General features: G+C 68.1%; 20 protein-coding genes. 9 read left to right on the forward strand and 11 right to left on the reverse strand.

The genetic code is table 11. The features are described from left to right. Positions 1 to 17 precede the first annotated feature (17 nt). The 3 genes from ABLE88_RS10490 to ABLE88_RS10500 all read left to right on the forward strand — a co-directional run bounded on the left by ABLE88_RS10490 (position 18) and on the right by ABLE88_RS10500 (position 2,890). Positions 18 to 1,043 carry a TIM44-like domain-containing protein gene (locus ABLE88_RS10490; protein ID WP_348831513.1) on the forward strand — a complete coding sequence of 342 codons (1,026 nt, stop codon included), beginning with the start codon at positions 18 to 20 and terminating at the stop codon, positions 1,041 to 1,043. 111 nt (positions 1,044 to 1,154) lie between these two features. After that, the gene (locus ABLE88_RS10495) at positions 1,155 to 2,132 is read left to right on the forward strand and encodes an ABC transporter ATP-binding protein (RefSeq protein ID WP_348831515.1); all 978 of its coding nucleotides are present in this window, start codon (positions 1,155 to 1,157) and stop codon (positions 2,130 to 2,132) included. Next, positions 2,129 to 2,890 carry an ABC transporter permease gene (locus ABLE88_RS10500; RefSeq protein WP_348831516.1) on the forward strand — a complete coding sequence of 254 codons (762 nt, stop codon included), beginning with the start codon at positions 2,129 to 2,131 and terminating at the stop codon, positions 2,888 to 2,890. Before ABLE88_RS10495 ends, ABLE88_RS10500 begins: the two co-directional genes overlap by 4 nt. 40 nt (positions 2,891 to 2,930) lie before the next feature. On the opposite strand, the gene ABLE88_RS10505 is transcribed toward ABLE88_RS10500, so the two are convergent. Further along, a complete protein-coding gene (locus ABLE88_RS10505; RefSeq protein WP_348831517.1) occupies positions 2,931 to 3,530 on the reverse strand; it encodes a DUF1269 domain-containing protein in 600 nt (199 codons plus the stop codon). Between the two features lie 208 nt (positions 3,531 to 3,738). Here ABLE88_RS10505 and ABLE88_RS10510 point away from each other — a divergent pair, with 208 nt between their 5' ends. The 3 genes from ABLE88_RS10510 (at position 3,739) to ABLE88_RS10520 (ending at position 5,220) form a co-directional block, all read left to right on the forward strand. Beyond that, positions 3,739 to 4,323, forward strand: a complete 585-nt coding sequence (locus ABLE88_RS10510; protein WP_348831518.1) for a hypothetical protein — start codon at positions 3,739 to 3,741, stop codon at positions 4,321 to 4,323. A gap of 118 nt (positions 4,324 to 4,441) precedes the next feature. Beyond that, a complete protein-coding gene (locus ABLE88_RS10515) occupies positions 4,442 to 4,861 on the forward strand; it encodes a DUF3775 domain-containing protein (protein ID WP_348831520.1) in 420 nt (139 codons plus the stop codon). A gap of 143 nt (positions 4,862 to 5,004) precedes the next feature. Then, complete coding sequence (locus tag ABLE88_RS10520; RefSeq protein ID WP_348831521.1) at positions 5,005 to 5,220, forward strand: ChaB family protein; 216 nt, start codon at positions 5,005 to 5,007, stop codon at positions 5,218 to 5,220. Between the two features lie 27 nt (positions 5,221 to 5,247). On the opposite strand, the gene ABLE88_RS10525 is transcribed toward ABLE88_RS10520, so the two are convergent. The 6 genes from ABLE88_RS10525 to ABLE88_RS10550 form a co-directional block, all read right to left on the reverse strand. Beyond that, the gene (locus tag ABLE88_RS10525) at positions 5,248 to 5,907 is read right to left on the reverse strand and encodes a phosphoribosyltransferase (RefSeq protein ID WP_348831522.1); all 660 of its coding nucleotides are present in this window, start codon (positions 5,905 to 5,907) and stop codon (positions 5,248 to 5,250) included. Then, a complete protein-coding gene (locus tag ABLE88_RS10530) occupies positions 5,904 to 6,557 on the reverse strand; it encodes a dienelactone hydrolase family protein (protein WP_348831523.1) in 654 nt (217 codons plus the stop codon). The genes ABLE88_RS10525 and ABLE88_RS10530 overlap by 4 nt, the downstream gene beginning before the upstream one ends. A 235-nt stretch (positions 6,558 to 6,792) precedes the next feature. Next, positions 6,793 to 7,542, reverse strand: a complete 750-nt coding sequence (locus ABLE88_RS10535) for an FkbM family methyltransferase (RefSeq protein WP_348831524.1) — start codon at positions 7,540 to 7,542, stop codon at positions 6,793 to 6,795. Between the two features lie 564 nt (positions 7,543 to 8,106). Continuing rightward, the gene (locus tag ABLE88_RS10540; RefSeq protein ID WP_348831525.1) at positions 8,107 to 8,919 is read right to left on the reverse strand and encodes a hypothetical protein; all 813 of its coding nucleotides are present in this window, start codon (positions 8,917 to 8,919) and stop codon (positions 8,107 to 8,109) included. 118 nt (positions 8,920 to 9,037) lie between these two features. Continuing rightward, entirely contained in the window at positions 9,038 to 9,394 is a 357-nt protein-coding gene (locus tag ABLE88_RS10545; protein ID WP_348831526.1) for a hypothetical protein, read from the reverse strand. A gap of 462 nt (positions 9,395 to 9,856) precedes the next feature. Next, the gene (locus ABLE88_RS10550; protein WP_348831527.1) at positions 9,857 to 10,546 is read right to left on the reverse strand and encodes a GntR family transcriptional regulator; all 690 of its coding nucleotides are present in this window, start codon (positions 10,544 to 10,546) and stop codon (positions 9,857 to 9,859) included. 412 nt (positions 10,547 to 10,958) lie between these two features. Here ABLE88_RS10550 and ABLE88_RS10555 point away from each other — a divergent pair, with 412 nt between their 5' ends. The 3 genes from ABLE88_RS10555 (at position 10,959) to oxlT (ending at position 14,418) form a co-directional block, all read left to right on the forward strand. Further along, positions 10,959 to 11,426, forward strand: a complete 468-nt coding sequence (locus ABLE88_RS10555; protein WP_510182887.1) for a CBS domain-containing protein — start codon at positions 10,959 to 10,961, stop codon at positions 11,424 to 11,426. Positions 11,427 to 11,783: 357 nt separating this feature from the next. Continuing rightward, complete coding sequence (gene frc / locus ABLE88_RS10560; RefSeq protein ID WP_348831653.1) at positions 11,784 to 13,013, forward strand: formyl-CoA transferase; 1,230 nt, start codon at positions 11,784 to 11,786, stop codon at positions 13,011 to 13,013. Between the two features lie 118 nt (positions 13,014 to 13,131). Continuing rightward, positions 13,132 to 14,418, forward strand: coding sequence for an oxalate/formate MFS antiporter (gene oxlT / locus ABLE88_RS10565; RefSeq protein ID WP_510182882.1), 1,287 nt, complete (start codon positions 13,132 to 13,134; stop codon positions 14,416 to 14,418). Positions 14,419 to 14,530: 112 nt separating this feature from the next. Here the strand turns inward: oxlT and ABLE88_RS10570 are convergent, their stop codons facing one another. From ABLE88_RS10570 to zwf, 4 genes are all read right to left on the reverse strand, one after another. Next, positions 14,531 to 14,767 (reverse strand): hypothetical protein, encoded by a 237-nt coding sequence (locus tag ABLE88_RS10570; protein ID WP_348831529.1) that lies wholly within the window; start codon positions 14,765 to 14,767, stop codon positions 14,531 to 14,533. Positions 14,768 to 14,909: 142 nt separating this feature from the next. After that, positions 14,910 to 16,544, reverse strand: coding sequence for a glucose-6-phosphate isomerase (pgi, locus tag ABLE88_RS10575; protein WP_348831530.1), 1,635 nt, complete (start codon positions 16,542 to 16,544; stop codon positions 14,910 to 14,912). Between the two features lie 25 nt (positions 16,545 to 16,569). Further along, the gene (gene pgl, locus ABLE88_RS10580) at positions 16,570 to 17,283 is read right to left on the reverse strand and encodes a 6-phosphogluconolactonase (RefSeq protein WP_348831531.1); all 714 of its coding nucleotides are present in this window, start codon (positions 17,281 to 17,283) and stop codon (positions 16,570 to 16,572) included. An 8-nt stretch (positions 17,284 to 17,291) separates the two neighbouring features. Next, complete coding sequence (zwf, locus tag ABLE88_RS10585) at positions 17,292 to 18,767, reverse strand: glucose-6-phosphate dehydrogenase (RefSeq protein ID WP_348831532.1); 1,476 nt, start codon at positions 18,765 to 18,767, stop codon at positions 17,292 to 17,294. Between the last annotated feature and the right edge of the window lie 242 nt (positions 18,768 to 19,009).

A 19,009-nucleotide genomic window follows, 5' to 3' on the forward strand; every position in this document is an offset into this window, starting at 1 on the left:
TAGCGGCGGGAGGAAACATGTTCCGAAGGACCACATTTTTTGCAGTGCTCGCCATCGCGGCCGGCCTGACCCTGGTCGCGGCCGATCACGCGGAGGCCAAGCGCGGCTTCTCCTTCGGCAATCGCGGCTCGCGCACCTATCAGGCGCCCCCCGCCACCCCCACCGCGCCCACCGCCGCGCCGATCCAGCGCTCGACCACGCCCCAGACGGCGCCGGCGCCGGCCACCCGCGCGCCCCAGAGCGCCGCGCCGGCGGCCCGCCCGTCCATGTTCGGCACCGGGCTTGGCGGCGCGCTCATGCGCGGCCTCTTGATCGGCGGCCTCGTGGGGCTGCTGCTGGGCGGCGGGTTCGGCGGCCTCGCGGGCATTCTCGGCCTGCTGCTCCAGGCGGGGCTGATCGTGCTCGCCGTCATGCTGGTGATGCGCCTTTTGCGCGGCGCCCGGCCGGCGCCGGCGGACGGCGCCTATGCCCGCTCCGGCGGCGGCTTCCCCATGGGCGGCGGCGTGCCGGCCGGCGGCGGACCTTCCGCTGGACCTTCTTCCGGCGGTCTTACGGGCGGTCTCGGCGGTGCCCTTGGCGGTGCCCTCGGCGGCGGCGCCGGCGCGGCGTCCCGGACCGCGCCGCGCGCGCCCTCGGACGATGTCGGCATCAAGGGCGAGGATCTCGAGGCCTTCGAGCGCCTGCTCGCCACCATCCAGGTGGCGTTCGGCGACGAGGACCAGGGCACGCTCATGGAGCACACCACCCCGGAGGTGTTCTCCTTCCTCGCCGACGAATTGCGCGAGAATGCCGAGCGCGGGGTGCGCAACGTGGTCAGCGACGTGAAGCTGCTCCAGGGCGACCTCGCCGAGGCCTGGCGCGAGGGCAACAAGGAGTACGCCACCGTCGCCATGCGCTACGAGAGCCGCGACGCCATGGTGGACCGCGCCACCGGCAAGGCGATCTCGGGCGACCGCGGCGCCAAGGGCGAGGCCACGGAAATCTGGACCTTCGTGCGCGAGAACGGCGGCGCCTGGAAGCTCACCGCCATCCAGGGCACCTGACCCCCGGACCGGACCGGCCGCGCGCCGCACGTCTATCCCTGATCACCACGGTTCCGCGCCTGACGGTGCGGGACCTTCCACCGGCCGCCGGTCCGGTCTAAGGAGGTGGGCATGCCCACCACCCCCCTGTCCCGCGACGCCAGCGGCGCCATCATCACCGTCTCCGGCCTGTCGAAGACCTACGCCACGGGCCACGCGGCGCTGAAGGACGTGAGCTTCGACATCCGCCGCGGCGAGATCTTCGCCTTGCTCGGCCCCAACGGCGCCGGCAAGACGACGCTCATCTCCATCGTCTGCGGCCTGGTCAACGCCACCTCCGGCGAGGTGCGCGTGGACGGCCACCACATCGTCGACGACTACCGCGCGGCCCGCGCCACCATCGGCCTGGTGCCGCAGGAGCTGACCACCGACAGCTTCGAGACCGTGTGGGCCACCGTGAGCTTCTCGCGCGGCCTGTTCGGCAAGAAGGCGAACCCCGCCTTCGTCGAGCAGGTGCTGAAGAGCCTGTCCCTGTGGGACAAGAAGGACGCCAAGATCATGACGCTCTCGGGCGGCATGAAGCGGCGCGTGATGATCGCCAAGGCGCTCGCCCACGAGCCGCAGGTGCTGTTCCTGGACGAGCCTTCCGCGGGCGTCGACGTGGAGCTGCGCCGCGACATGTGGCGCCTGGTGCGCGAGCTCCGGCAGAGCGGCGTCACCATCATCCTCACCACCCATTATCTGGAGGAGGCCGAGGAGATGGCGGACCGCATCGGCGTCATCACCAAGGGCGAGCTGATGCTGGTGGAGGAGAAGGCGACGCTCATGCGCCGGCTCGGCCGCAAGGAGCTTACCGTGGAGCTGGTCGCCCCGCTCGCCCGCGTGCCCGAGGCGCTGGCGCCGTTCGAGCTCAGGCTGTCGCCGGGCGGCACCCACCTGACCTACACCTATGAGACGCGCACCTCCGGCGCCGAGGCGGAGGGCGAGACGCGCTCCATCGCCGACCTCCTGGCGCTGCTCTCCGCCGAGGGCATCGCCTTCAAGGACCTCCACACGGAGCAGAGCTCCCTCGAAGAGATCTTCGTGAGCCTCGTGAGGCGGGCATCGTGAATTTCGAAGCCGTCCGCGCCATCTACATGTTCGAGATGGCCCGCACCATGCGCACCTTGCTGCAGAGCGTGGTCTCGCCGGTGATCTCCACCTCGCTCTATTTCGTCGTCTTCGGCTCGGCCATCGGCGCCCGCATGGCGCAGATCGACGGCGTGCCCTACGGCGCCTTCATCGTGCCGGGGCTGATGATGCTGACGCTGCTCACGCAGTCGATCTCCAACGCGGCGTTCGCGATCTATTTCCCGCGCTTCACCGGCACCATCTACGAATTGCTGTCGGCGCCGGTGTCGCCGTTCGAGATCGTGCTCGGCTATGTGGGCGCGGCGGCGACCAAGTCGGTGGTGCTCGGCCTCATCATCCTCGCCACGGCGGCGCTGTTCGTGCCGCTTGAGATCCAGCACCCGTTCTGGATGCTCGGCTTCCTGGTGCTCACCGCCTTCACCTTCGCGCTGTTCGGCTTCATCATCGGCATCTGGGCCGACGGCTTCGAGCGGCTGCAGGTGATCCCGCTATTGGTGATCACGCCGCTCACCTTCTTGGGCGGCACCTTCTATTCGCTGGACATGCTGCCGCCGGCCTGGCGCACGGTGACCCTGTTCAACCCGGTGGTCTATCTGGTGTCGGGCTTCCGCTGGAGCTTCTTCGGCATCTCCGACGTGTCGGTGGGCCTGTCGCTCGCCATGACGCTCGGCTTCCTCGCCCTCTGCCTGGCGCTGTGCACCTGGATGTTCCGCACCGGCTACCGGCTGAAGAGCTGAGACCGGCGGGCGCCGCCCGCCGGCTCACGGCGTGCGGGCCTCAGGTGGCCGGGGTGGCGGCCGGTGCGGTACCCGGGGCCGCGGGCTCCGGCGCGGCGGCGGCAGGCTGGGCGGCGGCGGGCTGTCCTGCCGCGGCCTTGGCGAGCACGTCCTTCAGCTTGGCCTCGGCCTCGTTGGAGAGCGAGGTCTTCAGCACGCGCGGGCGGTAGGGCTCGATCTCGGGCAGCACCTTGTCCTCGGTCACGCTCTTGATCAGCACGAACAGCGCCGAGGAGCTCGCCGGGATGGTGTCGCCCAGCTGCTTCACGAATTCGTCGTCGATGCCGTAGTCGGCGAGCGAGCCGGAGACCGCGCCGGCGCCGGCGCCGGCCACCGCGCCGAGCGCCATGCCGGCCAGCGGGTTGAGGAACAGCAGGCCGACGAGGCCGCCCCAGAGCGCGCCCATGGTGCCGCCTTGGGCGGCGCCCAGCGCCACGAGGTTCACCGCCTGCTTCACATGGACCTTGCCGTCCGCCTCGCGCTCGACGACGCAGGCGTCCTCGAGGTCGATCAAATGGCCCTTCTGAAGCGACCGCAGCTTGTTCAGCACCTCGTCCGCCGCATGGACGCCGTCGAAACCGAATACGACAAGATTGCTCATGACACCTTTTCCTCGCAGTGCGGGACGCTTCGCCGCCGGCCCGAAGCTCGACCCCGGCCGCGCGGGAGCGTCCTCGCAGAACGTGACACTGGCACGACCGGTTCCCGCGCGCGAGCGGCGCGCGCGTCTTGTGCCCGGCAACCGGCGCGGCTATTGCGCCTGAAAGAGGAGCGCGCCGCCGTGCCGCGCGCCGCCGGACCCATCTCAGATGACGCAGCCCCCGCCCGCCGCCGCGCCCCCCGGCCCCTCCGCCCCCTCCGGCGCGGGCGTCGTCGCGATCCGCGTGACCCATGTCGCCCAGCTCTTCAACCTGCTGGACCCGTTCCCCTTCCGCGAGCGCGACCTGTCGCCCGAGGCGGAGGAGTACATCGCCGGCTGGGCGCAGGAGATGCCGGCCGGCGCGCCCTTGTCCATCGTCGTCCACCTGCCGGCGGCGGAGGCGGCGGGCCGCGACGCGCAGGGCCTGCCCGAGGCCATCTCCCACTTCTTCGACTACCGCCGGATCGAGACCGCGCGCGAGCTGACGCAGCTGTTCCGGGTCGGGCGGCTGTCGCTCGCCATCGGCCTCGCGGTGCTGGCGGTCTGCCTCCTGGGGGCGCAATTGGTCGCGCATCTGCTGGGGGAGGGGACGTTCGCCCGCGTCATCGAGGAGAGCCTCGTCATCGTCGGCTGGGTGGCCAATTGGCGGCCGATCGAGATCTTTCTCTACGACTGGTGGCCGCTCGCCCGCCGGCGCGATCTGTTCGCCCGCCTCGCGGCGGCGCCGGTCGAGGTGCGCGCCGAGGCCGCCTGAGGGCGGCAGGACCGGGGCGGCGCGCCGGCCCGGTGAACCATCCTGGCGGCGCCGGCGTTGACGGCGCGCGTGTTGGCGGCGCACCTGCCGCACCGCGCCACCGCAAGGAGCCCATGCCATGGCCGAAGCCCCGGACCTTTCCATCTCGCCCGAGAAGGTGTGCTTCATCATCGTCAAGGCGCGCGCCTTCGAGGCCAAGGACGTGCTCACCGATCCCGGCGACAGCTCCAACGCCAGCGACGACGGCATGCGCGCGGTGCTGGAGGACCATGGCGACGATCCGGTGCGGCGCGAGCTCGTGGGCTTCATCCGCGCCCTCAACGAGGACGAGCAGGTGGACCTCGTGGCGTTGGCATGGATCGGCCGCGGCGACGGCGACGCCGACAATTGGGACGAGATCCGCGCCGAGGCGCAGCGCGCCCACAACCAGCGCACCGCGAGCTATCTCCTCGGCGAGCCGCTGGTCGCCGACTATCTGGAGGATGGGCTGGCCGCCTTCGGCCTCTCCTGCGACGAATTCGAGGAAGGCCACCTCTAGCGTTCCGGAGTGCGGTCCGGCGGGGCGGCCGTGCCGCGTTTTCCCATGGCCGGCGAGCGCCCTCCGACGTAAGGAATGGAGCCGGATCCGCCCGTCTCCGGTGCGTTGACGGGCGGATCGCGCCGCCGGGGCGAGGAACAGCGATGCCCTATGCCGACAATGCCGACCTGCCGCCCCCCGTGCGGGACCATCTGCCGGAGCACGCGCAGGACATCTGGCGCGCCGCCTTCAACCATGCGTTCGCCGCCCATGCCGGCGACCCGCGGCAGGAGGAGGCGGCGCACCGCATCGCCTGGGCGGCGGTGAAGCGCGCTTACGCGAAGGACGACCGCGGGCGCTGGGTGCCGATGGCGAAATAGCGGGCGGGCCGCGGCGCGGCCGGCGGCTCAGGCCTCCGGCGGCACCGGATGGCGGGCGAGCAGGTCGATCACCTCGGCGTCGTCCACCTGCCGGAAGTCGTCGTAGAAATAGCCGATGGCGCCGAACGGCTCCGGCGTCTTGAGGCACACCACCGCGTCGGCGAAGCCCTGCAGCAGCGACACCGTCTCCGGCGGGGCCACCGGGGTGGCGAGGATCAGCCGCGCCGGCCCGCGCGCGCGCAACGCCTCGAGCGCGGCGCGGGCGGTGGCGCCGGTGGCGATGCCGTCATCGACCACCACCACCGTGCGCCCGGCGATGGGGGCGCGGCGGCGGCTGCCCACATAGAGCGCGCGGCGCCGCTCGATCTCCCGAAGCTCGCGCGCGCACACCGCCTCGAACGCCTGCGGCGTCACCTGCGCGGCGGCGATGATGTCGGCGTTGCGCACCACCACGGGGTCGGCGCCGTCCACCACGGCGCCCATGGCCAGTTCCTCGGCGCCGGGCACGCCGATCTTGCGCACCAGCACCAGGTCGAGCGGCGCGCCGAGGGCCTGCGCCACCTCCGCCGCCACCGGCACCCCGCCGCGCGGCAGCGCGAGCACCACGGGTGCCGCGTCCTTGAGATGCGCGAGCGCGGCGGCGAGCAGCCGGCCGGCCTGCCTGCGATCGGCGAAGACGCGGCTCATGGCGCGCTCCCGCCGTCGCCGTTGCCCATCAGGTAGCGCTCGAACCAGCGGGCGGACAAGGCGATCACCTCGTCGAGCGCGCCCGGCTCGGGGAACAGGTGGCTGGCGCCGGGCACGATCTTCAGCGCCTTGTCGCCGGTGAGCCGGCCGAACGCCTCGGCGTTCAGTTCCAGCACCGTCTCGTCGGCGCCGCCGACGATGAGGAGGGTCGGCGCCGCGACCGCGCCGAGGTCGTCCCAGGCGAGGTCCGGACGTCCGCCGCGCGAGACCACCGCCTTCACCTTCGGGCCGAGTCGGGCGGCGGCCTTGAGCGCGGCGGCGGCGCCGGTGCTGGCGCCGAACAGGCCGAGCGGCAGGCCGGCGGTGCGCGGATCGGCCATCGCCCAGTTGACGGCCTCGGTCAGCCGGTCGGCCAGCAGCGTGATCTCGAACACGTTGGCGCGGTCGATCTCCTCCGCCTCGGAGAGCAGGTCGAACAGCAGCGTGGCGATGCCGCGCGCGTTGAGCGCCTCGGCCACCGTCGTGTTGCGCGGGCTGAGGCGGCCCGATCCGCTGCCATGGGCGAAGAGGACGAGCGCCCCCGCATTGCCTGGGACGCTCAGCGTCCCGGGAAGGCCGTGCGGAGGCACTCTCACCTCGAACTTCGGCATGAAGCCGCCCTCCGGGTGCCGGCCCTGACCGGCGCCTCCCTTTATGCGGGCGGCAGCGCAGGTTCGGCCTTGATCGCGGTCAACACGTCCAAAGCGTTCCTAGAGCCGGATCCGCTCATACTGAATCGCCCGGCGATTCAGTATGAGCGGTGAATCCGTCTCTATTCAATGGGTTAGAGGGCGATTCACCGATCATATGGAGCCGCAACGCGGCTCCATATGATCGGATCGCGCTCTAAGGCGCCGCGCGCCAGGCCCACAGCAGATGATGCATGCCGTCCTTGACCTGGAAGCCCTTGGCGGCGAGGTGGGCGATCACGGCGGCGCGGGTGCGCGTGCCCCGGCCCTGGTCGTGGATCTCCACCACCATCTGGCGGATGCGCGCCAAGACCGCGTCGGAGGCGCCGTAGAGGATGTCGAACTCGGCGCCCTCGCAATCCATCTTCATGAGGTCGCAGGTGGCGATGCCCTGCGCCGCGAACGCCTCTTCCAGGGTCACGGCCTCGACCGTGATCTTCTCGCCGGTGCTGCGCACCAGCGAGCCGGAGGTGGAGACGCCTTCGGCATCGCCGCGGTGGAACACCAGCGTGCCGGCGCTGCCGGCGATGGCGCGCTCCACCGGCGTGATGGCGCGCGCGGGCACGCCTTCGGCGTTGCGGGCGAGCACCGCGAAATTCACCGGGTCGGGCTCGAAGGCGATCACCCGGCAGCCCTTGAAGCGGGTGGCGGCGAACACGCTGAAGGCGCCGATATTGGCGCCGATGTCCACCACCGTGGCGCCCTCCTTCACGCCGAGCGGCATGCCGGCGAGATAGGCCTCGTCGAAGAACACCTCCTTGAACTCGTGCATCACCTCGCGCGGCACCAGGATGCGCCCGCCGCCGCGCAGCTCGAACACCGCCGGCGAGGCGGTGGTGAGGTTGTATTTGTGCGCGAAATAGGCCGGCCAGTTGGAGATGGTCTTGATCAGATTGAGGTAACGCATCGTGCTCCGCCGAAGATCCGCGCCGGTTGGGTCCGCATATGAAGCGGCCCCTCCCGTCGCCGGCAAGGGGCCTCAAGGTCGCGATTATGGCACGCCGGGCGCTATGGCGCACGGCGGGTTGGCGGGGGAGGGGGGCAGTTTGAAAATATTGGCAGCCCAAATTTGGCCCCGGTCCTTTCGCAAGATAATTTCGCTTCCGAAAGGGGGTGCGCTTCCGAAAGGGGGTGATTGTGTGAAGTTTAAGCTTCGCATGTTGAATGCCGGAAAACCCCTGAGTGGATAACCACAGGTCGCCGGGCTCGGGACAGGCTGAGCGAATGACCATCTCGTTGTGGCAATACGTCTGGCGCGGCAGAAAGCGCTACGGTTTGAATCCGTAGGGAAAATTGTGAGGCGCCCCTGACCAGCCCTCACACCCTTACTTTTTTCGTATATGGCCCACGCTTCGTGACGACCTTCGCCTCTTCGGCCTTGCGGTGCCATACAGGTTCCCAGCATGCATAGTCCACGCCACTTCCGAACGCGCCGCGCACAGCTCAAAGCACTGCCGTCAAGCATAAAGTGTCAGACTTGACCGTCAATATGCGAGTTATAAGCGTCAAAAAACATCCGCTTCAAGCCCCGCCGATCGGTATCATCTTCCCAATTCACGAGATCATCAGCATAGCGACCAAGCAAATTGATGTTTTCGCGAACCTCACTGCGTCGGGCGGTGGCGACAGCATAAACGCCTATCTTGTGAACCGGCCCACTATGGACAGCTTCGGCTCTATCCAAGGTGATGGCTTTAAGCGCAGCTTGTGCCATCTGTGGGTGAGCAGACCGCAAATCAAGAACTGCGGCAACATGTAGTTTGGAATTTAGTTGAGCAAAATCAGCCTCAATTCCCGCCTCAATTTCATAATTCCGAAAAACTTTACCGCTTCTAATATTATCTTTTTTCGTGGCAAGTATCTGCGCTGCCCTAAATTCTGCGCTTATCTCTGCAACAATGGTCGTCTCGTCTTTCGAACGCTTGCGAGCAGGTCTCAATATGACAGATTTTACAATTTCATTGATCGCAGATTCATAGTCATCAAGGCCTGATGACTTGAACCATCCTGTTTTAGACAGCGAGATTTGCCCTTGAACAATTTCCATCTTCGCCAAGCGCTGATCCTTCGGCAAAGAATGGTCGTCAGTTTCCTTCAGCAACGAGGAAAATGAATCAATATAGGAATCCCACGACTGCCCGGTGAGCGCTTGAATCTTGCGCGTTTCAAAAACGCGAATATCCAAACCATCCCATCTCAGGATAGCTATCCCTATATTCACGCGCTCACCCCGGCGTTGGTCAGGAACCGCTTGAAGCACCGCGTAGTCAAATATATGATCCATTTGCGATGCCCTCCTGAACTTGATGTATCCGATGTAGTCGTTTGTCAGAATACCACCAATTAAATATTTCAGATTTTTGCTTTTCAGTCAACCAATTGTTAGGATGTTGTGAGATAATTCATTCTATCGATTCAGTATTAATCTTTCTAAGTCGGTTGCAAACATGCTTGACTTCGTCGTGTCGTATAAAATCGCCAAATAATTTACGCATCGCACGCAGTGCCTGAATTGTGTTTGTTTGGTGATGTAGCGGGAGGGCGGGAAGTGGGAACCCGCTAAACAACCAGGCTTGGGAATAATCAAAGGCGAGTACTGCGTGACCTGAATATTGGCGTCGAACAACGTAGTTCGTTAAGTGGCGATCCACGTTGTGGATAAATAGATCGTAGGCGAGTATTCTTGATATAGTCGGTGCAAGAAATGAAAAGTTGATGTCGCCGTTATGTGCCCGCACCCACCAGTCTTGCGTCTCCATGCCGCTTTCCCACCGCGACCCGAAGCACTCGTCGCCGGCCAGTTTAACCACCCGAACAGGAGGCGAGGCCAACCAATTCTCCAAGTTGTGTGCAGAGCCATTCTTGATGCGGTAGGTTCGGGTTCTGCGAACAATCCTTTACGGCGTAGTCGGACCCATCGTCACATCGGCAAATGCGACGAAGGTCTGCCGTTCCTTGAACCGTCTCGCACCTAGTGGCAACGACCGGGATCCCTGGCAAATGGCCAGCTACTTCTTTGCCCTGGTCCATCGTGACTGCGCCGCCCGTTTCGCAATTTCTTGGCGGCGCTCAGGCGACATTGATGCCTCGCGAGCAGCGCCCCCTTAGCCCCCTGAACGGCCTAACTCGGCCATAGAGGTGCTGGAGGCGACGCTATCATTTGTTTCACCGGTTGCAATATCGACAACCAGCATGGCCCTCGACATCTCGCCACAGTCCGCTCAGTCCAGGAACTCGCCGTGCGCCTCCACGTGGCGGGCGAGGCCGAGCGTGTGCTCGCGCACCAGGCGCTCGGCAAGGTCCGCGTCGCGCTTCTCGATCGCGGCGACGATGCGGGTGTGGTCGACGATCGAGCGCTGGGCGCGGTGGTCCTGGCCGATGGTGACGTTGCGCACGCCCCGCATGTGCGGGAACAGGCCCTCGGTCATGTCGGCGATCAGATCGCAGCCGGACATGCGGATGATGATCTTGTGGAAGGCGAGGTTGGCCTCGGAATATTCGGAGACGAACTCTTCCGGGTCGCGGTCGGCGAAGGCGCGCACATTCTCGCGCAGCGCGCGGATCTCGGCCTCGGTGCCATGGGCGCAGGCGAGCCGCGCCGCCATGCTCTCGAGCGCCGCCCACACCGTGATCATCTCGAGGATTTCCTGCCGCGTCTTGCGCACCACGAAGATGCCGCGCCGCGGCACCGAGCGCACGAAGCCCTCCTGCTCCAGAAGCGTCATGGCCTCGCGGATCGGTGTGCGCGAGACGCCGAGCTTCTCGGAGAGCTGGCGTTCCTCAAGCCGGATGTCCTCCTTGTGGCTGTAGATGTCCATCTCCATGATGGCCGCCTTGAGGGCCTTGTAGGCCTTCATTCGGAAGCTCGATTCGGTCTCGATCGGCTTCACGTTGATGTCCTGGTAGGTCATCGCTCCCTTTCGCCTCAGGCTTCTTGGTGGCGCGGCCCGGCTCCCGTTTCGATGCCGACCACATACATCATATCAGATGAAAGACTTTTTCGATCAGGGCAACAGTTGCCGCAGGCCGGCTGCCGGCGTGCCCGCGGCTCGCCGTGCAGCTTCGCGTTGCAGCATCGAAAGGCCGGCGGCCGGCCGCGCTTCGCGTTGACAGAGTGTATTTTGAATACCAGCATGGATTGAGAGGGGCCCTCGAGAGCGCGATCCGATGAGATTGGCCTCAATCTGCCCGGTGAATCGCCCTCTAAGAAAATGAAGAGACCGCGTCATCCGATCGGCTTGCCAAGCAAGCCGATCGGCGCGTGCTCCAGAGGCCCACGACCTTCAGGCATCGGGCCTTGCGCCCGGGAGGAACGCCATGCTGATGACCGTCGACGACATCCTGCGCGAGAAGCGCGACACCAGGATCATCACCGTCCGCGCCAACGAGACCGTCGCCACCGCCGTGATGATCATGAAGCGGGAGAACATCTCCTCGGTGATCGTCAAGGACGTGTGCCGCACCGAGGGCAATACCGTGGTCGGCGTGTTCTCCGAGCGCGACGTGGCGCGCGCTTTGCTCGCCCACGGCGCCGCCACCCCGGCGGTGGTGCTCGCCACGCTGCTGAAGCGGGAGCTGATCTCCTGCCGGCTCGCCGATTCCATCGTCACCGTGCTGCGGCTCATGAACGCGCACCAGGTGCGGCATCTGCCGGTGATCGAGGACTACGCGCTGGTGGGCGTCATCAGCGCCACCGACCTCATGCGCCACTATCTGCACGAATCGGAAGTGGCCTCCCACGCCGACCAGGCCGCCAGCGGCATGGGCGCCGAGCTCGCCGTGCTGCGCTGACCCGCGCCCCGGGGCCGGCCGTCCGGCCCCCGGTGGCCAATCGTTGCTGCGTGAAAATATCCCGACATGCGCGGGCGCCGCCCTCCGGCGGCGCCGAGGGCGGGGTGCTGTCTGCGCGCGGCAAGTCTTCATCGCGGGAAGGTGGCGGCGAACGCAGGGAACATGCCGCGCCGGATGCGACCTTCGTCGAATCCGGTTGCGACCCCGAGCCGGCGATGTTAGGGTTTGTATATGGCATACCAAATCCAGTAGACCAAAGATTGGTCGCAGGAGAAGGTGCCGGCCGCGTAGCGGCCAAAGCCGGCTCAAGACCGGCGAAGCATAAGGTTTGATTGAGGAAATCCAGGGGTGATGGGCATGGGCAAGGCGCTCGAGGGGGTGCGTGTCCTGGACTTGACGCATGTGCAGTCCGGGCCGTCCGCGACCCAGATGCTGGCATGGCTCGGGGCGGACGTGATCAAGGTGGAGATGCCCCGGCGCGGCGACATCACCCGCTCCCAGCTGCGCGACAAATCCAATGTCGACAGTCTTTATTTCACCATGCTGAACGCCAACAAGCGCAGCCTCACGCTCAACATCAAGAGCCCGCAGGGCCAGGAGGCGCTCGCCCGCCTGATCGCCAGCGCCGACGTGCTGGTGGAGAATTTCGGCCCCGGCGTGCTGGAGCGCCAGGGCTTCGGCTACCAGGCGGCGCGCGCCATCAACAAGCGCCTGGTCTACGCCACCATCAAGGGCTTCGCCGACGCCTCCGGCATCGACGCCAAGGCCTACGAGACCATCGCCCAGGCCATGGGCGGGGCCATGAGCACCACCGGCTGGCGCTCCGGCCCGCCGACCGCCTCCAGCGCCCAGATCGGCGACACCGGCACCGGCATCCACTGCCTCGCGGGCGTGCTCGCGGCGCTCTACCAGCGCACGGTCACCGGCGAGGGACAACTGGTCGAGGTCGCCATGCAGGACTGCGTGATGAACCTTCTGCGGGTGAAGCTGCGCGACCAGCAGCGCCTTGCCGCCGGCCCGCTCGCCGAATATCCCGGCCCGCCCGCCGCCGAGTGCGTGCCGCGCGCCGGCAATTGCTCGGGCGGCGGCCAGCCCGGCGCGGCGGTGCGCTGCGCCCCGGGGGGCGAGAACGACTATTGCTACGTCATCATCCAGCCCCAGGGCTGGGCGCCGCTGATGCGGCTCATCGGCCGTAAGGACCTGATCGACGATCCCAAATATGCCAGCCACGAGGCCCGCTGCCAGAGGCTCGACGCCTGCTTCGAGGTGATCGAGCGCTGGGCCCTGAAGCGCACCAAGTTCGAGGTGATGGCGGCGCTGAAGGCGATCGACGTGCCGTGCGGCCCGGTGCTCTCCACCAAGGACCTCCTGGAGGACCGGTCGCTCTATGAGCGCGGCTTCCTGGTAGAGGTGCCGCACCCCGAGCGCGGCCCCTATGTGACGCTGGGATCGCCGATCCAGATGTCGGCGAGCCACGTGCCCGTGGCGCGCGCCCCGCTGCTCGGCGAGCACACCGACGAGGTGCTGGTGGGCCTCGGCTACAGCGCGGAAGAAATCGCAGGCATGCGCACCGCCGGCGCGGTGTGAGGCGCACGCGCCCGGGCACGATCGTTAAGCAACGCTGCCTCCGAGAGGGAAAACAACGGGGTGGGGCGGCTCTTTCTTCCTGGAACCAGAATAATAAAGTTCTCAAAGGGTGGATGAGATGGTCATTGAGTCTGTAAAGCCGGCCAGCGTGAACCGCTGGCTGCAATTGGTCGCCGGCATCGTCTGCATGGTCGCCGCCGCGAACATTCAATATTCCTGGACATTGTTCGTTCCCGAGATCGTTTCGACCCACACCTGGACCCGCGCCGCGGTGCAGGTGGCGTTCACCGTGTTCGTGGTGGTGCAGACCTGGGCGACGCCCATCGTCGGCTACTTCATCGACAAATACGGCCCGCGCAACGTGGTGCTGGTGGGCGGCGTGTTCACCGGCCTGTCCTGGGTGCTGAACTCCTACGCCACCTCGCTCTCCTCGCTCTATTTCGCGGCCGCCATGGGCGGCATCGGCGTCGGCTGCGTCTATGCCACCTGCGTCAACAGCGCGCTGAAGTGGTTCCCGGACCGGCGCGGCCTCGCGGTCGGCCTCACCGCCGCCGGCTACGGCTCGGGCACGGTGCTGACGATCCTGCCCATCGCGGCGATGATCAAGTCGTCCGGCTACCAGGAGACCTTCTTCGCCTTCGGCCTGATCCAGGGCGCGATCATCCTCGCCGCGGCGCTGTTCCTGCGCGCGCCCGGTGCGCGGGAGGTGACCTATTCCGCCACCGTGGCCCAGAGCCGGCGCGACTACAGCCTCGGTGAGGCGCTGCGCACGCCGGTATTCTGGGTGATGCTGGTGATGTTCACGCTCACGGTCAGCGGCGGCCTGATGGCGGTCGCCCAGCTGGGCGTGATCGCCGAGGACCTCGGCGTCAAGCACGTGGAGGTGGACCTCTATTTCTTCGCCATGGCGGCACTGCCCTTCGCGCTGATGCTGGACCGCATCCTGAACGGCTTCTCGCGGCCCTTCTTCGGCTGGATCTCCGATCATATCGGGCGCGAGAAGACCATGTTCTTCGCCTTCATGATGGAGGGCCTCGGCATCGTCGCGCTCGGCACGTTCGGGCACAATCCGTGGGCCTTCATCACCCTGTCGGGCGTGGTCTTCCTGGCCTGGGGCGAAGTCTACTCGCTGTTCTCCGCCACCGCGGCGGATACTTTCGGCTCGAAGCATATCGGCAAGATCTACGGCATGCTCTACTGCGCCAAGGGCGTCGCGGCGCTGCTGGTGCCGATGGCCAACCTGCTGATGGAGGCGACCGGCAGCTGGAGCGTGGTGCTCTACACGGTCGCGGCCATGGACATGACCGCCGCCATCGCCGCCGTGCTGGTCCTGCGCCCGCTTCTCGCCCGCCATCACCAGCTCAACGAGGCCCACGCCGTCAAGGCGCGCGAGGCCACCGTCTGAGCCTTTCGAGGATCGCACGCGCCGTGTCGGCACGCGCCACATGTCCCTCCACCGCCTTCGGGCGGCCCCTCCACGGCCCCGACGCAAGTCGGGGCCATTTTTTTGCGCGCGGTCAGAAGCCGCGCGGGAATGCGGCGACCGCCGGCTCGCCCGTTTCCCCGGTGGGCACGCCGCCAAAGCGGACGCCGGCGAAGCGCGGCGCGCTCGGGGCGTCGCCGATCCCGTCGGCCAGAGGAATCCCCACATCCCCGCCCGCCGCGAGGAACGGCGCGGGCGAGGAAAAGCCGATGGTTGCCGCCGTGAGGGCGATGCCAAAAAGACCGAGGGCGGCAAAATCAAGGGCGCTCATGTCTACCTCCGGGCGCCGGGGCGCTGGCCGGGAGGTGACCTCCCGACTCTTAGCCGGATGCTGACTCATTCTGGGATCTTTGTGGTATACATAATACGGAAGCGTGCCCTGCTGATGCTGCATGGCAGGACGGCCGGCGCGCTCACCGCCCGCCGACCTCCGACAGATGCGCGAGCAGCCCCCTTGTGGACGCCGAGGCGCCTTCCGGCAGCTTGGCGTCGATGACCGAGGGGAGCAGGTCGGTGGCGAGCTCCTTGCCGAGCTCGACGCCCCACTGGTCGTAGGCGTTGATGCCCCACACCGCCGCCTCGACGAACACCCGGTGCTCGTAGAGCGCGATCAGGCGGCCGAGCGTGAACGGGTCGAGCTGGGCGTAAGCGAGCGTCACCGACGGCCGGCTGCCCGGGAACACCCGGTGCGGGGCGAGCCGCGCCACCTCGGCCTCGGGCAGGCCGCGCGCGCGCAGCTGCGCCGCCGCCTCCTCCAGGGTGCGCCCGCGCATCAGCGCCTCCGACTGGGCGAGGCAGTTGGCCACCAGCAGCGCGTGATGCTCCTTGAGCTTCGGCTCGTGTCCCTCGGCGGCGATCAGGAACTCCACCGGGATCACGTCGGTGCCCTGGTGGATCAGCTGGAAGAAGGCATGCTGGGAATTGGTGCCCGGCTCGCCCCACACGATCGGGCCGGTGGCGCGCGGCACCGGCTTTCCATCCAGCGTCACGCCCTTGCCGTTGCTCTCCATGTCGAGCTGCTGGAGGTAAGCGGGAAAGCGCGCCAGGCGCTGGTCGTAGGGGATCACGGCCCGGCTCGCATAGCCGCAGACGTTGCGGTGGAACAGGCCGACCGCGGCGAGCAGCACCGGCAGGTTGACGTCGAGCGGGGCGGAGCGGAAATGCTCGTCCATGGCGGCGGCGCCGGCCAGCAGCTCGCGAAAGTTCTGCGGCCCCGCCGCGATCATCACCGGCAGGCCGATGGCCGACCACACCGAATAGCGCCCGCCCACCCAATCCCAGAAGCCGAAGGTGCGCTCGGGCCGGATGCCGAACGCCCCGACCTTTTCGAGGGCGGTGGACACGGCGGCGAAATGGTCACCGACCGCCGCCTCGCCCAGCGCGTCCTTGATGAAGGCGCGGGCGGTGGCAGCATTGCGCATGGTTTCCACCGTGGTGAAGGTCTTCGAGGCGACGATGAACAGCGTGGTGGCCGGATCGAGCCCCTTCAGCGTGTCGGCGATGTGAGCGCCGTCCACGTTCGACACGAAGTGGCAGCGCGGCCCGTCGTGATAGGGCGCGAGCGCGCCGGTCACCATGACCGGACCGAGGTCCGAGCCGCCAATGCCGATGTTCACCACGTCCGTGAAGCGGGCGCCGGTGGCGCCGGCGATGGTGCCGTCGCGCACCTGGTCGGCGAAGGCGAACAGGCGCGCCAGCGTCTCGCGCACCGGCGGCTTCACGTCGGCGCCGTCCACCACCAGCGGGGCGGCGTCGGTGTCGCGCAATGCGACATGGAGCACGCTGCGGCCCTCGGTGGCGTTGATCGCCGCGCCCGCGAACATGGCCTCGCGCCGCGCCTCCACCCCCGCCGCCTTCACCAGGGCGAGCAGCAGGCCCAGCGTCTGCCGGGTGAGCGCGGTCTTGGAATAGTCCAGCAGCAGGTCGCCGAAGCCGCAGGAGAAGTCCTCGAACCGCCCGGGCGCCGCGGCCACCTGCCGCAGGTGGCGCCCCCTGTCTTGTTCCCACGCCGTCGAAAGGGACGTCCAGAGGGCCTCGGTCTCGCTCATGCGCAGGTCTCCATCGCGGTCTCCATCACGGGCACCACAGGACGTCCAGGGGGCGACGGGCGTTGAGGAGCACGGCGCGGATGGGCATCGCCTCCACCGCGCCGGGACGGGAGGCTGCCCCCAGCACCTCCCGTTTCACTGTGCCCTCGATGTGCAGCAGAAGCGTGTCGGCGGCAAGCAGCGGGGGCAGCGTGAAGGTGATGCGGGGCTCGCCCGCCGCCGCGGCGCGGACCGCCGCGAGCAGAGCGGGGGCGGCGGGATCGATGGCCGCGCCGAGGCCGGCCGCGCCGGGGAAGAAGGAGGCGGTGTGGCCGTCGTCCCCCATGCCCAGCACCGCGGCGGCGAACGGCAAGGGCAGCGCGGCGACGCGCGCCTCGGCGTCCGCGAGCCCGTCCTCGGGCGTCGGCGCGCCGGTATAGAGCGGCACGAAGCGCGCCCTCGCGGCTTCGCCCTTTAGCAGGTGGGCGCGCACCAGGGCGGCGTTGGAGCGCGCCGAGGTCTCCGGAACCCAGCGCTCGTCCACCAGCGTCACGGTGATGCGGCCCCAGTCGAGGGGGGCGCCCGACAGCGTCTCCAGGAACAAAGCCGGCGTGCGCCCGCCGGAGACGGCGAGGCTCGCCGCGCCGTCCTTCGCCATCCGGGCGAGCAGCGCCTGCGCCACATGGGCGGCGAGGGCGCGGGCGAGCGCGGCCCGGTCGGCGTAGGCGGCGAGCGCGTAGGGCAGGGGAGAGTCCGCCATGGCCGGGCTCAGGCGTCGTCCGCCCAGGTGCGCCCGTCCCGCTCGATCAAAGCGATGGCGGCGGACGGCCCCCAGGTGCCGGCGGTGTAGGGCCTGGGCGCCTCGCGGGAGTGGCGCCAGGCCTCCAGGATCGGGTCGACCCAGCGCCAGGCGGCCTCCACCTCGTCGCGGCGCATGAACAGCGTCTGGTTGCCGCGCACCACATCCATCAGCAGGCGCTCATAGGCATCCGGGTTGCGCACCCCGAACACGCTCGCAAAACTCATGTCGAGCGGCACGTGCTGCAGCCGCATGCCGCCCGGGCCGGGGTCCTTGATCATGAGCCACAGCTTCACCCCCTCGTCGGGCTGGAGGCGGATCACGAGCCGGTTGGCCATGATCGGCCCCGCCTGGCTGTCGAACACCGAATGGGGGATCGGCCGGAACGCCACCACGATTTCCGAGACCCGGCTCGCGAGGCGCTTGCCGGTGCGCAGGTAGAACGGCACGCCGGACCAGCGCCAGTTGGCGATCTCCGCCTTCAGCGCCACGAAGGTCTCGGTGCTGGAGGCGCTCGCGCCGAGCTCGTCCAGATAGCCCGGCACCGCCCCGCCGGCCGAGGCGCCGGCGCGATACTGGCCGCGCACCGTGAGCTGGCCCGCATTCTTCTCGTCGATGGGGACGAGGGCTTTGAGCACCTTCAGCTTCTCGTCGCGCACCGCATCGGCGTCGAGCGAGACCGGCGGCTCCATGGCCACCAGGCAGAGCAGTTGGAGCATGTGGTTCTGCACCATGTCGCGCAGCGCGCCGGCGGTGTCGTAATAGCCGGCGCGTCCGGCGGTGCCGATGCTCTCGGCCACCGTGATCTGCACATGGTCGACGTGCGCGCTGTTCCACACCGGCTCGAACAGGGCATTGGCGAAGCGCAGCGCCATCAGGTTCTGCACCGTCTCCTTGCCGAGATAGTGGTCGATGCGGAACACCGACTCCTCGGGGAAGACCCGGCCCACGGCGGCGTTCACCTGGCGCGCCGATGCGAGGTCCTTGCCCACGGGCTTCTCCACCACCACGCGGGTGCGCGGCGTGACGAGGCCTTCGGCGCCGATGCGCGCGCAGATGTCGTCGAACAGGTCCGGGCCGACGGCGAGGTAGAACACCCGCACCCGGTCTTCGGCGTCGGCGAGACGCGCGGCGAGGTCCGCCCAGCCCTCGTCCGAGAGCGCGTCCACCGCCACGTAATCGAGCCGGTGGAGGAAGCGGGCGAGGTCGGCGGCGTTCCCGTCCTCGATGCCGTCGCGGTCCTCCACCGCCTCGCGCGCGAAGGCCGCGAACGCGGCGCGCTCCATGGGGCGCCGGGAGACGCCGAAGATGCGGCACGCCTCGGGCAGCTGGCCGGCGAGGTCGCGCTCATAGAGGGCGGGCAGCAGCTTGCGCCGGGCGAGGTCCCCGGTCGCCCCGAACACGACGATGTCGAAGGGCTCCACCGCAATCACCCGCGCGACCATTCCCGTCTCCCTGTCGAAGCGCCCGATGCGCAACCGGTGCGAATCCCGGCCCCGCCGCTCGCGCATCGCGCGCCATCCTGCACCGGCAAGCCGCGCCCGGCGACGCCCGCGAAGGGCAATGCCACAGGACGCCGGACGTTCCGCAAGAGGCAGGATGCCCGACGTGGGACGGCCGCGCATCGCGCGCCGGACCCCAGCCGAGCGGAGGAGGCTTCCATTCTAAATCGATTTGGGCGGCGTGT

This window comes from Xanthobacter luteus (assembly GCF_040049235.1).
GTDB lineage: Bacteria > Pseudomonadota > Alphaproteobacteria > Rhizobiales > Xanthobacteraceae > Xanthobacter.

Bases quoted from the DNA above. Each gene is read 5' to 3' on its own strand.
- zwf (WP_348831532.1), bottom strand. From the start codon at position 18,767: ATGGTCGCGCGGGTGATTGCGGTGGAGCCCTTCGACATCGTCGTGTTC.
- frc (WP_348831653.1), top strand. From the start codon at position 11,784: ATGGGCAAGGCGCTCGAGGGGGTGCGTGTCCTGGACTTGACGCATGTG.
- ABLE88_RS10525 (WP_348831522.1), bottom strand. From the start codon at position 5,907: ATGAGCCGCGTCTTCGCCGATCGCAGGCAGGCCGGCCGGCTGCTCGCC.
- ABLE88_RS10495 (WP_348831515.1), top strand. From the start codon at position 1,155: ATGCCCACCACCCCCCTGTCCCGCGACGCCAGCGGCGCCATCATCACC.
- ABLE88_RS10510 (WP_348831518.1), top strand. From the start codon at position 3,739: ATGACGCAGCCCCCGCCCGCCGCCGCGCCCCCCGGCCCCTCCGCCCCC.
- ABLE88_RS10515 (WP_348831520.1), top strand. From the start codon at position 4,442: ATGGCCGAAGCCCCGGACCTTTCCATCTCGCCCGAGAAGGTGTGCTTC.
- ABLE88_RS10550 (WP_348831527.1), bottom strand. From the start codon at position 10,546: ATGACCTACCAGGACATCAACGTGAAGCCGATCGAGACCGAATCGAGC.
- ABLE88_RS10535 (WP_348831524.1), bottom strand. From the start codon at position 7,542: ATGCGTTACCTCAATCTGATCAAGACCATCTCCAACTGGCCGGCCTAT.
- pgl (WP_348831531.1), bottom strand. From the start codon at position 17,283: ATGGCGGACTCTCCCCTGCCCTACGCGCTCGCCGCCTACGCCGACCGG.
- ABLE88_RS10505 (WP_348831517.1), bottom strand. From the start codon at position 3,530: ATGAGCAATCTTGTCGTATTCGGTTTCGACGGCGTCCATGCGGCGGAC.
- pgi (WP_348831530.1), bottom strand. From the start codon at position 16,544: ATGAGCGAGACCGAGGCCCTCTGGACGTCCCTTTCGACGGCGTGGGAA.
- ABLE88_RS10540 (WP_348831525.1), bottom strand. From the start codon at position 8,919: ATGGATCATATATTTGACTACGCGGTGCTTCAAGCGGTTCCTGACCAA.
- ABLE88_RS10530 (WP_348831523.1), bottom strand. From the start codon at position 6,557: ATGCCGAAGTTCGAGGTGAGAGTGCCTCCGCACGGCCTTCCCGGGACG.
- ABLE88_RS10570 (WP_348831529.1), bottom strand. From the start codon at position 14,767: ATGAGCGCCCTTGATTTTGCCGCCCTCGGTCTTTTTGGCATCGCCCTC.
- oxlT (WP_510182882.1), top strand. From the start codon at position 13,132: ATGGTCATTGAGTCTGTAAAGCCGGCCAGCGTGAACCGCTGGCTGCAA.
- ABLE88_RS10520 (WP_348831521.1), top strand. From the start codon at position 5,005: ATGCCCTATGCCGACAATGCCGACCTGCCGCCCCCCGTGCGGGACCAT.
- ABLE88_RS10545 (WP_348831526.1), bottom strand. From the start codon at position 9,394: ATGGAGACGCAAGACTGGTGGGTGCGGGCACATAACGGCGACATCAAC.
- ABLE88_RS10490 (WP_348831513.1), top strand. From the start codon at position 18: ATGTTCCGAAGGACCACATTTTTTGCAGTGCTCGCCATCGCGGCCGGC.
- ABLE88_RS10555 (WP_510182887.1), top strand. From the start codon at position 10,959: ATGACCGTCGACGACATCCTGCGCGAGAAGCGCGACACCAGGATCATC.